This window comes from candidate division KSB1 bacterium, from assembly GCA_024655945.1.
Taxonomy (GTDB): domain Bacteria; phylum Zhuqueibacterota; class Zhuqueibacteria; order JANLFK01; family Oleimicrobiaceae; genus Oleimicrobium.
Genome location: JANLFK010000006.1, coordinates 138,424 through 152,658, shown reverse-complemented (window position 1 = coordinate 152,658; position 14,235 = coordinate 138,424). Strand labels below are relative to the sequence as shown.

The window sequence follows — 14,235 nt, the reverse complement described above, 5'->3', positions numbered from 1 at the left end:
CACAGGAGGAAGTGCAATGCGACTTTCCCGCCTGGGAGGCGCGGCAGCGGCCGCATGCTTGCTCCTCGGCCTCATGACTGGGAGCCTCTACTCCCAGAGTCTTGAGGCCATGAAGAGCAAGGTCAAAGACAAGGTGCTCAGCAATGGCATGAAGGTCATCGTCATGGAACGCCGAGATGCGCCGGTGGCCTCCTTCCATGTCTACGCCGACGTGGGCAGCGCCAACGAATCCTACGGCATCACCGGCATCTCCCACCTGCTGGAACACATGGCCTTCAAGGGGAGCACCACCGTGGGCACCACCGACTATGCGCAGGAGTCTGTGCTATTGGCCCGCCTCGACTCCGTCTACGAAGAGCTGCAGCGGGAACGGCATGCGCCCCGTCCCGACTCGGCGAAAATTGGCAAGCTGCAACACCAATTTGCCACCCTTGAGGCGGAGGCCAAGCAGTACGTGGTCACCGATGAGTTTGTGGACCTGCTGCGCAGGGAAGGCGATCGCGCCGTGAACGCCTACACCAGCAACGACGCCACCCAGTACATCAACTCTCTGCCTTCCAACCGGCTGGAATTCTGGATGGCGCTCACCTCCGATCGCTTCCTCAACCCGGTGTTCCGCGAGTTCTACAAAGAGCGCGACGTGGTCATGGAGGAACGTCGGTTGCGCTTGGAGACGAGGCCTATAGGGCGGCTCATCGAGGATTTTTTGGCCACGGCCTTCAAGGCACATCCGTATCACCACGAAGTTATCGGCCACATGTCCGACCTGGAGCGCATCACCCGAAGGGACGTGGAGGCCTACTTCCGGAAGTTTTACATCCCCAGCAACATGGTGGTGGCCATTGTCGGTGATGTCGATGCCGAGGAGGCCTTCCGCCTGGCGGAGCTGTACTTTGGGCGCATCCCCAGTGGCCCCAAACCGGAGGGCCCGCGTACCCAAGAGCCAGAGCAATGGGGGCAGCGCCGCGTCGAGGTGGTGGCGCAGTCGGAACCGGTTCTGGTTGTGGGCTACCATCGTCCGTCAATCTGCCACGCGGACCACTATCCTCTTGACGCTCTGGCCAACATCGTCGGCATAGGCCGCTCCAGCAGGCTATACGAGGAAATGGTCAAGAAGCGCAAGATTGCCGTGCAAACTGGTTGTTTCAACGGCTTCCCGGGCGACAAGTACCCCAACCTCATTGCCTTCTACGCCATCCCTGCCAAGGACCACACCTCCGTCGAGTGCTTAGCGGTGATTGATGCCGAAATCGACAAGCTGAAGGAGACTGCGGTGAGCCAGGAGGAACTGACCAAGTACAAACGCATGAGCAAGAAGGGACTCCTGGACAGGATGAAGTCCAATGCAGGCATGGCCGAGATGCTGGCCAACGCCGAGGCGCTGTTGGGCGACTGGCGCGCCACCTTTGAGCAGCTCAATCGTGTCGAGGCGGTCACGGCGGCCGATGTGCAACGGGTGGCAAAGACTTATCTGACGACACGCAATCGCACCATCGGCGAGATCGTGCCGGAAAAGAGCGTTGCGCAATAGCAAACAGCCACTGCACGATAGCTACGAGGGACGAGCAATGAAGAATCGGAAGTACCTGTTCACCTTTGCCGCTGCCCTGCTGGCCAGCGGCGTATGGATAAGCGCGCTTTGGGCGCAAAAGAACCCGAAAGAGCAGTTCGTGCACCCGCCCCTTCGCCAGATCACCTTACCTCCGGTGGAAAGCGTGACTTTGAAAAACGGCATGAAGGTCTTTCTTGTGGAAGACCACGACTACCCCACCATCGATCTGCGAGCAATGATTCGCACCGGGTCGGTGTATGAGCCTGCGGACAAGGTGGGACTGGCGGCCATTACCGGCACGGTCTTGCGCACCGGAGGCTCCGCCAAATTCCCCGGTGACGAGCTCGATGGCCTCTTGGAAAAACTCGGCGCCAGCGTCGAGTCATCCATCGGCGAGAATTCCGGCTATGTCTCCGTGTCGGTCTTCAAGGAGGACATCGCCACTGGCCTTGAGGTGATGGCCGAGTTGTTGATGCATCCGCTCTTTCCCGACGAGAAGATCGAGCTGGCCAAGATCGAGCAGCGCTCCGCCATTGCCCGCCGCAATGACGACGTGGGGCAAATCACCAATCGGGAGTTTGAGAAGCTCATTTACGGTGCACAGAGTCCCTATGCGCGGCACCCCGAGTACGCCACCATCGACGCGATTTCGCGGGATGACATCGTCGCCTTCCACCGACGCTTCTTCTTCCCCAACAATGTGCTGATGGCCGTGTGGGGCGACTTTTCCGCCAAGGAGATGCGACGCAAGTTGGAGAAGGCCTTTGCCGCCTGGCAACCGGGCCGCGAGCAGGTGCCACCTGTGCCGGCGGTACAGTACCGCTACGACTTTTCCGTCAGCTATGTGCGCAAGCCGGACGTGAACCAGAGCAACATCATGCTCGGTCACATCGGGGGCGAGCTCCGCAACCCCGATTATCCGGCGTGGCTGGTGATGAACGAAATCCTATCGCTGGAGCGATTGTTCAAGCGGGTGCGCACCGAAGAGGGTCTGGCCTACTCGGTGTGGGGAAGGTTCGGTGCGGGCTATGACCATCCAGGCATCTTTAGCTGCGGCTGCCAGACCAAGTCGCAGAGCACGGTCAAGGCTATTCGCCTCATCTTGGAAGAGCTCGAAAAGCTGCGCACCGCCGAGGTGAGCGACGAGGAGCTGGCGCGCGCCAAGGATAGCTTCCTCAACGGCTTTGTGTTCGAGTTCGATTCCAAGGCGAAAATTGTCAACCGCCTGCTCACCTACGCCTATTTCGGCTACCCTCCGGACTTTATGGAGAGGACCAGACAGGGGGTCGAGAAGGTGAGCAAGGCCGACATTGTGCGCGTGGCAAAGGAGTACTTGCGCCCGGACAAAGTGCGCATCCTGGTGGTTGGCAAGGAAGAGGATTTCGACGAGCCGCTGGCAGCGCTAGGGAAGGTGAACGTCATCGATATCACCATCCCGGCTCCGGCGGAGAAGATCCCGCCGCCGACGCCGCTGACTTTGGCTCAGGGCCGCAACCTTATCGAGCTCGTCAGTGAGGCCTGCGGCAGCCCCGACGTCTTGGAGAAAATCGCTAACCTCCAGGCCACTGTCGAACTCACCATGGCTACGCCTGGAGGTGAGATGTCCCTTGCCGGTGAGCTGCTCGTCGTCTATCCTGACCGCATGCGCGTCGTGCTGACCACTCCCATGGGCCCGGTGACCATGGTGGTCAAAGGCGATGAAGGGTGGATGCAGACCGCCCAGGGGACCATGCCGATGCCGCAGGCGCAAGTGGAGAGCTACAAGGCCAGCTTAGCGCGTGACCTCGTCTGGGTGTTGGGGCACTGGCCGGACTACAAGGTGCAGTACCTTGGGGAACGGGAGTTCGCCGGTGCCAAGGCCATCGACCTGCTCGTGCTGAACGATCGGGCGCCGTTCCACATCCTGGCCGACCCCAAGACTATGTGGCCGGTGGGGACCATCTACCAGGACGTGAGCGAGCAGGGCCCGGCCCAACACGAAGAAGTTCTCTCTGACTACAAGCAATTAGGCTACGCCTGGATCCCGTTCCGGTCGGTGGTCAGCGTCGGTGGGAAGAAGCAGTCAGAGACCGTGTTCAAAGAGGTGCGGCTAAACGTCCCTGTTGACCCCGCGTGGTTTGAGAAGTAGCGGCGCGATCGCCCTCTTCGGATTTGCCCCTGCCCCTTGGCCGACACTGCTGAGGGGCAGGGCTTTTCCGAGGCATTGACCATGAGGTAGAAAGCTCAGGTACTGCTGCGTGGCAGCACTCTTGCCGGCGACGCCTGCAGTGGAGAGGAAGGGTTCCGCGCCATATCTTTGCTCGGACGACGGCTTCCGGGCAGCGCGAATGCTATTGGGGTCGCATCGGCGGCAAGTTAGCGAACCCCGGCGGTGAGGGCAGGGCAAGGTGGTGCCCCGCCCTCAGCGGCATTCCCTAAGGCTTGCGCAGCTTCTTGAGGCGAATGTTGCCGTTGGTAGTCTCGATCTCGATGGGGTCTCCCCCGCCGTTGAGCTCACCGGTGGCGATGATCGCCTTCGCGATCCGTCGACCCCACTCGGTACCCTGTTCCTCTTTGATGGTCAGCGCAAAATCGGAGAGAATCTCGTATTTGTCCGTGGCCCGATCGGTGATCTTCAGCACGGCATGCACAGATGCAGGCAAGCGTTCAGGGATGACCAGCGTCACCTCTCCCCCGGAGGTCTTCATGCGCACATGGTGATCCTGGGAAAAGTCGGCCAGCGTCATTTCGCCGTAGATGTCGCCGCCTGCGGTGGAGGCCTCGATGAAGCCCTGCACTCCCCGCAGGTTGATGTCCCCGCCAGAGGTGCTCGCCTGGACTCCGCCTTTGACCCCTTGAGAGCGGATGTCGCCGCCAGCGGTCTTGGCGCTGATCGGCCCGCCGATGTCGAAGAGGACCACATCGCCGCCCGAGGTAGAGGCCTTGACCGCTCCTGTGGAGCCACGAACTTCAATATCGCCGCCCGAAGTGGTAGCATCCGCTTCGCCGCCCACGTTGACCAGGGTGATGTCCCCACCGGAGGTCTTGACGCGCGCACTCCCCTTGCAGTCGCGCACGACGATGTCGCCCCCGGCCGTGGAGGCCTCCACCGTGCCGCCGATCTCGCCCAGCTCGATGTTGCCGCCTGAGGTGGTGAGCTTTGCCCGTTGCGTGATGCGCAGGGCGCGAATATCTCCCCCTGCCGTGGAGGCGCTCAGTACGCCGTCGTTGCCATCAATGGTGATGTCGCCCCCGGAGGTGCTGAGCTCGGCATCGCCGACGGTCTGCCGCACCGCAATGTCACCGCCGGCAGTTCTGAGCTTGATGGTCCCCTTGAGGTCGCTCAGCGCCAGGTCTCCTCCGCTGGTTCTGACCTCGACGTCAAAGCGCACCGGCACGTGCACCTCGAAGCTGCTCTCCATCCAGCGGCGCAGGAACTCGCTGCCGTCCACCTCGACGGTGTTTCCCACGTGGCGGTAGCCGACTTTGGCGCGCTTGAGGGCCTCCTCAGCTTCTTCCTTGGTGAAGACGTCCATCCGCCGGCGCTCAAGGATGTAGACCTCCGGCTTGTCCCAGGTGCGGACGCCGACGTCACCGCTGATGTCGTGCATTCTCAGCTGCCCGCCAGGCTGGACAGCAAACGTAGTCTCGATTTCGGCCACCCAACGTCGCCCTTGCTTACTCAGCTTCTGGCCCATGGAAGCACGGGGTATGACCGTCAAGGCCAGGCAGAGCAGAAGGGCAGCCACGACAAAGCGCTGCGGATGTGGTTTCATGGTCGATTCTCCTGTGCTTTCTGGTTCTAACGACTGGTGGGCGACGTCTCCCGTCGCTCCAAGGCCTTGCCGGCCTTGCGGCGCACGTAGGCGCTCGTATCGCTCTTTGCCAACCCGCTCAGGGTTGGGGCAATGTCGGGGTCAAAGGCACGCCTGCTCAACGCGTCAATCGCCTCCTTACGAAGGCTGGGATTGCGGTCGGTGAGCAGTACCCGGATAAGCGCCTGTTTGATGGGCCTGCTCAAAGGAAAGTCTCTGAGCACCCTGATCGCCTGGAGCCGCACTCCGGTGTTTGGGTCCTTTTCCAGAGCAACAATCAAGGCGGCCTCCACCTCTTCGTCGCCAAGAGGGGGCGAGGCGAGTGCTTTCACTGTGCGCAGCCGCAGGCCAGGGTTCCCCGCCTCCGTGAGCGTGTGCACCAGGAGTGCCCGAATGCGCGGATCAGAAGGGGCTCCCCGCAGCACCCGGTCGCCGAGCTGTACCTCAACCTGCCCAGATTCGGGATCGTACGAGAAGCCGCGAACATCTAACTCACTTCGCTCCAACAGGGGCGCCTCGGCCAAGGAGCGCGGTTGCGAGGGGAGGAGATAGCGCCCTACGAATACGCCTGCCAGCAGGAGGCAAACGGCAGCTGCCACTCTCATGGCGGGCCGCCAGCCACGCCAAGGCGCTCCCCATGCCAGGCGGCGAGTCTCCATGAGGCGCTGCATGCGAAGTCGATCCCCTAGCTCTGCGCGGCACTCGTCCAGCAAGGTTTGCTCGACTTGCAGGCCATTGCGTTCCTGGAAGCGGCCAACAAGGACTCGCAACTCCTCCATTTCGGCTGCACACGCCGGACATGCCTGCACGTGAAGACGCAGGAGCTTTTCTTCCTTGGGGGACAGATCGCCTGAGGCATGGAGAGCAAGCAGTCGGCGGTATTTTCGGCATGGTTTCATGGCTCAGCGCGTCCTTTTCTCCTCAGTCGCGAGGGTAACTGACCAGCTGTTGCCGGATCTTCTGCGTCGCACGAAACAGGTAGTTCTTCACCGTCCCTATTTTCGTGTCCAGAATCTCGGCAATTTCCGTCAGTTTGTGACCGTGATAGTGGCGAAGCACAAACACCGACCTTTCTTTGGGTGAAAGAGAGCCGAGGGCATGTTCCAGTTGCATCCTGAAGTCCACCCCCTCTGCCTCTTGCTGGGGGTCCGATCCCCGGTGCACCAGGGACTTGGCCCCTTCCCAGGTCTCAAGCGAAGGAGCGGGCGGCCGTCGGCGCCTGCGGTAGCTAATGGCGCAGTTGAGGGTAACCCGGTAGAGCCAGGTGGTGAACTCACTCTGAAAGCGAAAGCCGGCGATCTGGCGGAACACCCGCAAGAAGACCTCCTGGTAGATGTCTTTGGCGTCCTCCAAGTTTCCGCATATGTCGTACGCCAGTCGCAGCACGCGCTGGTCATAGCGTCGCACTATCTGGTCGAACGCCTGGCGCTCGCCCTGTTGCGCCTTGCGGATGAGTGCGCTCTCTTCGCTGTCCATGGAGTTCCTTCGCTTTCTGCATTCTTAGACACAGCCAGCGGCAAAAGGTTTGCAAAGATTTTCGCAGGGATGGGTTTGTCCGGCCTGCGTCTGGCCGCCACACCACAGGCACGCGGCTGGCGGCATTCCGCCGCCGATGCTGGACAGACTCGACATGTTTGGTGCGGACACTGTGCGCCCACCCCCTTTGCCGGGGGTGTACCGCAGCCGCAGATCGTTCCCTCCGCCAGCCAACTGGTCGCCCTGCGGATAAGCCGGTCACTGAGGAGCACGCACCCGCTCTCTTGACTCACCCGGCCATCGCTTTGCTGAAAATGTAGCCAAAGGGCGCCTGAAAAGCAAGCCGATTCCGGCGCGACCGGAGGGAGCAAATAGTGCTTGCCGGTGTGGACGATTTTCCCTATATTTCGCGCAAACGTTTCTGCCGAGAGACGCTTGCGGTTTCATCAAGACACTGAGGAGTATGGCTATGGCAAGACTTGCGTTGCACGGTGGGACCCCGGTGCGGGAAAAGCCTTTTCCGAAATGGCCAGTTTGGGGGGACGAAGAGATTGCCAACCTCACGGAGGTCGTCAAGAGTGGCAAGTGGGGCTCGCTGGCTGGTACCAAGGTCAAGGAGTTTGAGCAGAAGTTTGCCGCCTACCAGCAGGCGCGTTTCGGCACCTGCGTGAACAGCGGCACCACAGCGCTGCGTCTGGCCTTGATGGCGGTGGGCGTGGAAAGTGGGCAGGAGGTCCTGGTGCCCAACTACACTTTCATCGCCTCGGCTACTGCAGTGCTGGAGGCGGGGGCTGTGCCGGTGTTCGTCGACGTGGAGCCCGACACGTACAACATGGACCCGGAGGTGCTTGCCGAACACCTCACGCCTCGCACGGCGGCCCTCATGCCTGTGCACTTTGCCGGTCGACCGGCAGACATGGACCGCATCATGGCTTTTGCGCGCACGCATGGCCTGAAGGTGGTGGAAGACGCCTGTCAGGCGTGGGGCACGGAGTGGGACGGCCACCGCGTTGGTGCCATCGGTGATGCCGGGGCCCTTAGCTTCCAATCGTCAAAGAACATCAATGCCGGTGAAGGGGGGATGATTACCACCAACGACCCCGAGGTGGACAAGATGGCCCGCGCCCACTCCAACTGCGGGCGCAGCGCCGACGGCCAGTGGTACGAACATTTCTACTACGGTGGCAACTCGCGGATGACGGAATTCCAGGCCGCCGTCCTCTTGGCGCAGTTGGGGCGCTTCGACCAGCTGCAGGCAATTCGCCACGAGAACGCTTCCTACCTTGACGAGCAGCTGAGCAAGATTCCCGGCGTGGAGCCGTTGGCCAACCCGCCCAAGGCAACGCGCCAGTCCCATCATCTCTACATCTTCCGCTACCGCAAGGAGGAGTTCGGCGGAGCGCCCAAGGGGCGGTTCATCGAGGCACTGCGCAAGGAAGGGATCCCCTGCAGCCCTGGCTATTCGCTGCCGCTCAATGCCCAACCAGTCTTCCTGAGGAAATCATTCGGCCCGCGCGGCAAGAGCATCCCCCTGCCCGTCGACTACAGCAAGGTGAAAACACCGGTCACCGATCGCGCCTGCTATGAAGAAGCCGTGTGGTTCACGCAGAACATGTTGTTGGGCACGCAGCAGGACATGGACGATATCGTCGAGGCCATCGCGAAGATCAAGGCTAACGCCCAGGAACTCTGAGCCATTCCACGAGGGCGTGCCGTTCTGCGGAGCGGCACGCCCGACTTGTCCGCCACGTCCATAGTACATCGCACCTCTGCCTACCAGCGACAGTTTCCGCAGCGGCCACGGCTGCGGGTATAAACACAGCAGGCAGGGGAAGCTGACAGGCTTCCCCCGATTCTATCCCTGTCGCGCGCCCGCGAGAGCGTGGCGAAGTACGTTTCTGGATGAGGTTCGGAAGGCAGGAAGGGATGGACTCCAAGAGCCGTTTGCTGAAGGCGGGGGCAATTCTGCTCTGTGCCTGGGTAGCTGGGGCCGGCGCGCAGCAGATCCGCTTTACCGACATTACCGCGGCCAAAGCGGTCAAGGGCTACCTGGTCAATGGCGTGTCCGTGTACGGGCACGGGGTGGCCATGGCCGACATTAACGGCGATGGTCTGCCGGAGATCTATGTCTCCCAGGCGGACGAGGGTAGCTCCTCTTACCCGGAGGTGCTGTACATCAGCAAATCCGGGTCGGCCTACACGGAGGAAGCCTCGCGACGTGGGCTCTATGACTCCTACGGCATCGGCAGCCATGGAATCGTCTTCTTCGATTTGGACAACGATGACGATTGGGACGTGTACAACGGCAACACGACCGCCCGGAATCGGCTCTACCGCAACAGGGGCAACGCCTACTTCGACGACATCACCGTTTCGGCAGGTTTGAAGGACTGGCCCTATAGCACGCGGGGCGTGGTGGCTTTTGACGCCAACAAGGACGGCTACCTTGATTTGTATTGCGTGGGGGCCGGACTGCCGGATAACCAGGCCGAACCCAATGAATTCTACACTAATCAGAAGAATGGCACCTTCCAACTGGTGGACTGGGGCCTCAAGAATGTGACCCAGGATGGCTTCGGCCAGCAAGGGGTGACGGCAGCCGACGTGGACAATGACGGCGACATCGATGTCTACATCTGCAGGCGCGATGATACTCACGGTGGTCGCTGGGGCGCGGCGTGCAACCTCCTCTTCATCAACAATGGCGATAACACTTTCACCGAGCAAGCCGGGGAGCGGGGGGTGCGTGGCTCCTTCTGGAACGACGGCGCCACCTTCGTCGACTATGACAACGATGGCGATCTGGACCTCTTTGTCATAGGCCAGAACCGGTACTTAGGTAAGGTGTTCGTGTACCGCAATCGCGGCGACGGCTATTTTGATGACGTCACCAACACGCTGAACATCGCTGGGAGGGGCTACAGCGTCTTGGCCTTCGACGCCGACAATGACGGCGACCTTGACCTTTACATCCCGCAGCACTATGGCAGCGAGAGTTCACCGAATCGCTGTCTCTTCTACCGCAATGACGGCGGTAGTTTCGTCTCCCTATCAAACACCGGTGCCGAGCTTTACGCCTACGACCCCCGTGGCGGGGCGGTCTGTGACGTGGATGGCGACGGCGACCTTGACATCTACTTTGCTGACGCCAACAAGGGTGCCAACGCGAACTACTCCAATCGTCTGCTGCGCAACGACACCCAGACCACCAACCGCTGGCTCAAGGTGTATGGCCGCGGCCCGAAGGGGGACAAGGGGGGCATCGGCACGAAAGTGTGGGTGTTTGACAAGGGCTATTGCGACGACATGGGCCACCTGGTCGGCTATCGACAGATGATCAGCGCCTACGGCTACCTCTGCCAGGACGACTACGTTCTGCACTTTGGCCTGGCGCAACGCGACACGGTCGATGTCAAAATTGTGATGCTGGATAGCACAACGCTGCGGGCGCGCAGTATTCCCGCAAACACTAAGTTGTACTTCACCAAGCCGGCGCAGCTCCAGTTGGTAGATGGTAATGGCCAGCAAGGGCCAGGGAACATCCTGCTGCCTGCGCCTTTCCGAGTTAAGGTCACTGACCAATATGGCAAGAAGGTGGCTGGGGCAGAGGTTACCTTCACGGTGCTCACCGGCAACGGACGTTTTCTCGAGTGGCAGCCCGTTTCCACTGACCGCGAGGGTATTGCCTCGGCTCACTTCGTCATGGGGAGCGTGGGCCTGACGCAAACGGTGCGCGCCACCTGTGCTGCGGTGCCAGGGGCTGCCGTCGAGTTTACCGCGACGATCACGCCGCACAGGGTTGCAGGCAAAGTGCGCTACCCGGACGGCAGCATTCCGCCGACCGCCACGTTCGCTGCGTTCAAGACGAACTACCCCAGTGAGGTGCTCACCCAGAGTTCGGCCGGCTGCGGCTATAGCGGAGGGACCTATTGGATTCAGTGCGAGAACTTTCCGCATACGTGGGCGCCTGGTGAGACCCTTCTCGTGGAGGTGCGAGATGGTGGCGCCGGCTATGGGAGAGGCTCGATGGTTTTCTCCACAGCGGCGGTGGACTCGTTGAATCTGGTCATTTCGGTTTTCACCCAGCAGATTACGGTGGCCACTACGCCGCCAGGGCTGGAAGTGGTGGTGGACGGCCAGCCGTACGTTGCGCCGCAGATGTTTACCTGGATTCGCGGCTCCTCTCACACGCTGTCGGCCCCGTCTCCGCAGCAAGCGGGAGTTGGTACACGGCATGTATTCAACGCCTGGAGCGACGGAGGGGCGCAGGCTCATGCGATAACTGTGCCCGCTTCGAACCAGACGCTGACTGCCCAGTTTGTGACGGAGCATGAGCTGACCATCGTGTCCTCCTACGGTGCTCCGTTTGGCGCCGGATGGTATGCTGCCGGGAGTTCAGCTACATTCGGCGTGACTACGCCAGACACCAGCGCTCCGGGCACCAGGCGCCTCTTGCTTGGTTGGACGGGGAGTGGCGCCGGTTCCTACACTGGGCCGAACGCGGTCGCCACCGTGGTCATGAACAACCCCATTCAGGAACAGGCAAACTGGCGTACTCAGTACTACCTGGCGGTTGCCTCACCTCATGGTTCGCCCGCAGGGCAGGGGTGGTACGATGCAGGCTCGATGGCGCGTTTTGGCGTCACCACGCCTGAGGTGCATGGCGCCACTCGCCATGTGTTCACCGGCTGGTCAGGAGACTACAGTGGCGCCAATGCTGCCGACTCCTTGCGCATGGACGCGCCAAAGAGCGTGGTCGCTTCCTGGGCCACGGAGCACTATCTGAGTGTGACCTCGCCTTATGGCACGCCTTCCGGCCAGGGCTGGTATCCCCAGGGCAGCACGGCGCAGTTCGGAGTAGCGCCGGGTGTGGTTATCGTTAACGGCGGCGTGCGCCGGGCATTTGTGCGGTGGACGGGCACCGGGGCAGGCTCTTACACCGGCACGGACACGCTGGCGAGTGTGGCGGTGAACAATCCCATCACCGAGACCGCCCTGTGGAAGACCCAATACCGCCTGACCACTGCGGTCAGTCCGGCTGGCGGCGGGAGCATGGTGCCTGAGCCACCGGGCCTCTGGTGCGACAGCATGGCGGTGGTCACGGTGAGTGCCACACCCAACGGCGGCGGCGGTTACACCTTTGCGAGCTGGTCGGGTGCGCTCTCTGGCAGTGCCAATCCGACTTCGCTGACCATGAACGCTCCCAAGAGCGTCACCGCAAACTTTACACCTCCTGGTCACGTGCGGATAACCACCGACCCAACCGGGCTGACCGTCGTGGTAGATGGCGTCTCTTACGCCGCGCCCGCGGATTTTGCGTGGGCGGTCGGTTCAACCCATACGATTGCGGTGCAGTCACCGCAGGCAGGAGCCCCTGGTGTACGCTACCTGTTCTCCAGTTGGAGTGATGGTGGTGCGCAGAGCCATAACGTGGTCGTGGCGGGAGAAGCGCTCTACACTGCCCGCTTTGCCACGGAGTACTACCTGAGCCTGGCCAGATCGCCGGAGGCCGGCGGGACGCTGGTGCCTGCGCCACCAGGCGGGTGGTATGCGCAAGGTACCACCGTGGTGCTTGCCGCGACGCCAAACCAGGGGTACGTCTGGGGCGGCTGGTCGGGTGACCTCGTGGGCCTCACGAATCCAGCCACCGTGGTGGTGAACCGCCCACTGAATATCACCGCGAACTTTGCCGTGCTGAGGCAGATTCTCCTCAGCACCGTGCCGGAAGGTCGAGAGATTGTGGTCGACGGTGCCTCGTACGTTGCGCCGCAGAGCTTCTCCTGGCCGACCGGAAGCCGGCACACAATCGCCGCGCCCTCGCCGCAGAGCGTAGCCTCCGGCACGCGGTACGTTTTCCAATCGTGGAGCGACGGGGGCGAACAGAGTCATGAGGTAGTGGTCAACGATGTCTCTGCCTATGTGGCCACTTTCCTGCTGCAGCACTACTTGACTACGCGGAGCAATCCGCCTGAGGGTGGCAGCGTTACCCCGGCACCTCCGGGAGAGTGGTTTGGCGCTGGGAGCCAAGTTTCCGTCGCCGCTTCGCCGAACCAGGGAGGAGGCTATGCGTTCTGGGGATGGACGGATGACTTGCAAGGCGCACAAAACCCGGCGATAGTCTTCATGGATGGGCCGATGGCGGTGACCGCCAACTTCGGTGTCGGCCAGTACGCACCACCCCTTCTGGTGTGCTCCTACCCCGCGACGGGGGCCGTCGGCGTGCCGAGAAACGCCTCCGTGTACTTGGCCCTCCAAGGGCGGACCGGTGGCATTGATGCGAGCTCCTTGGACGTAGAGGTGGATGGCCTTGCGGTGCTGCGCGCTGGGGTTGACCAGACCAATGGCAGGGTTTCGGCCCTCATGGTCGGGGACAGATACACGGTGGACTACCGCCCGCGTGTCCCGTACGCCAGAAATGCGCCGGTCACCGTCCACGTCAGGTGCTCCGACCTCGGGTATCACCTGGGTCGGCTGGACACCACCCTCAGCTTTTTGGCATGCGAGGATACTGCCTTTGTGATGGTCAGAAAGACGGTCACTCAGCTTGGCGGCGAGGTCGTCTCGGAACAGACCGGAACTGAATTGCATATCCCGTCCGGTGCCTTGGCCGCGCCGGTGCCCATCGAGGTGGGCTTCATCTGGCATCCGCCGGCATTGCCGGAGAGCCTCAAGGTGATCGACCTGTACCACTACCTCGGCCCGGAAGGTCTGGAGTTTACCGATTCGATCACCGTGGCCATCGAGTTCTCCGCCTACCAGCTCAGTGAGGCGGGCGTAGCAAGGGCCATCGACATCCCCTGCTACCGCTACTCCAGCCGACAGGGGGTGTGGTCACGGATGCCCGTGGTGGCGGCAAGCGAGTACAAGCTGTATGTCAGAACAAAACAGCTGTGTTATCTCACCCTCGCGGCACGCAAGAAGAGTGCCGTGCAGGTAGCCGACACCGCCATCCCGCAGCGGCTTGAGCTTCTGCAGAACTATCCGAACCCGTTCAATCCGGAGACGGTGTTGGAGTACCTGCTGCCCGCGGCTGGCTGGGTGAGGCTGGCGATTTACAACGTGAGGGGCCAGCTCATTGCCGAGCTCTGCGACCAGATGCAGACGGCCGGTCGCCACAAGGTGGTGTGGGACGGCCGAGACGGTCGTGGAGAGCCGCTGGGAAGCGGCGTTTACGTCGCCGCGCTCTCGCACGCTGGACAAGTGCAGAAGGTCAAGCTTCTGCTGGCCAAGTAGACAATTCGCCACCGCGCAGCGGCATGCGCCCGGCTGTGGCCCTGCTGCGCGGTGGCACCCGTTTGTTCAGGAAGTGAACAACAGCAAGCGCGAACAGCAGCCAGCCTGAGAGTCCGGCACAATCTGCCGAAAATTCCCCTTGACTTCTTCGAGAATTGTTGTAAATTGGCACAACCAAAA

7 protein-coding genes are annotated in these 14,235 nt (G+C 61.7%); 4 read left to right on the top strand and 3 right to left on the bottom strand.

The window, feature by feature from the left end; translation table 11 throughout:
- Positions 1–16: 16 nt before the first annotated feature.
- Both NUW13_09540 and NUW13_09535 read left to right on the top strand, forming a co-directional pair.
- The gene (locus tag NUW13_09540; protein MCR4439264.1) at positions 17–1,531 is read left to right on the top strand and encodes an insulinase family protein; all 1,515 of its coding nucleotides are present in this window, start codon (positions 17–19) and stop codon (positions 1,529–1,531) included.
- Positions 1,532–1,568: 37 nt separating this feature from the next.
- A complete protein-coding gene (locus NUW13_09535) occupies positions 1,569–3,680 on the top strand; it encodes an insulinase family protein (GenBank protein ID MCR4439263.1) in 2,112 nt (703 codons plus the stop codon).
- A gap of 286 nt (positions 3,681–3,966) precedes the next feature.
- On the opposite strand, the gene NUW13_09530 is transcribed toward NUW13_09535, so the two are convergent.
- The 3 genes from NUW13_09530 to NUW13_09520 form a co-directional block, all read right to left on the bottom strand.
- Positions 3,967–5,307 (bottom strand): DUF4097 domain-containing protein, encoded by a 1,341-nt coding sequence (locus tag NUW13_09530; GenBank protein ID MCR4439262.1) that lies wholly within the window; start codon positions 5,305–5,307, stop codon positions 3,967–3,969.
- A 26-nt stretch (positions 5,308–5,333) separates the two neighbouring features.
- Positions 5,334–5,951, bottom strand: a complete 618-nt coding sequence (locus NUW13_09525) for a HEAT repeat domain-containing protein (protein MCR4439261.1) — start codon at positions 5,949–5,951, stop codon at positions 5,334–5,336.
- A 316-nt stretch (positions 5,952–6,267) separates the two neighbouring features.
- Positions 6,268–6,822 carry an RNA polymerase sigma factor gene (locus NUW13_09520; protein ID MCR4439260.1) on the bottom strand — a complete coding sequence of 185 codons (555 nt, stop codon included), beginning with the start codon at positions 6,820–6,822 and terminating at the stop codon, positions 6,268–6,270.
- Between the two features lie 469 nt (positions 6,823–7,291).
- Between NUW13_09520 and NUW13_09515 the strand changes: the two genes are divergently transcribed.
- Both NUW13_09515 and NUW13_09510 read left to right on the top strand, forming a co-directional pair.
- Positions 7,292–8,515, top strand: coding sequence for a DegT/DnrJ/EryC1/StrS family aminotransferase (locus NUW13_09515; GenBank protein MCR4439259.1), 1,224 nt, complete (start codon positions 7,292–7,294; stop codon positions 8,513–8,515).
- Between the two features lie 233 nt (positions 8,516–8,748).
- A complete protein-coding gene (locus NUW13_09510) occupies positions 8,749–14,055 on the top strand; it encodes an FG-GAP-like repeat-containing protein (GenBank protein ID MCR4439258.1) in 5,307 nt (1,768 codons plus the stop codon).
- Positions 14,056–14,235: the final 180 nt, after the last annotated feature.

What these genes read in the sequence shown, in the direction of transcription:
- NUW13_09540 (MCR4439264.1), top strand. Translation starts at nt 17, where the DNA reads ATGCGACTTTCCCGCCTGGGAGGCGCGGCAGCGGCCGCATGCTTGCTC.
- NUW13_09535 (MCR4439263.1), top strand. Translation starts at nt 1,569, where the DNA reads ATGAAGAATCGGAAGTACCTGTTCACCTTTGCCGCTGCCCTGCTGGCC.
- NUW13_09530 (MCR4439262.1), bottom strand. Translation starts at nt 5,307, where the DNA reads ATGAAACCACATCCGCAGCGCTTTGTCGTGGCTGCCCTTCTGCTCTGC.
- NUW13_09525 (MCR4439261.1), bottom strand. Translation starts at nt 5,951, where the DNA reads ATGAGAGTGGCAGCTGCCGTTTGCCTCCTGCTGGCAGGCGTATTCGTA.
- NUW13_09520 (MCR4439260.1), bottom strand. Translation starts at nt 6,822, where the DNA reads ATGGACAGCGAAGAGAGCGCACTCATCCGCAAGGCGCAACAGGGCGAG.
- NUW13_09515 (MCR4439259.1), top strand. Translation starts at nt 7,292, where the DNA reads ATGGCAAGACTTGCGTTGCACGGTGGGACCCCGGTGCGGGAAAAGCCT.
- NUW13_09510 (MCR4439258.1), top strand. Translation starts at nt 8,749, where the DNA reads ATGGACTCCAAGAGCCGTTTGCTGAAGGCGGGGGCAATTCTGCTCTGT.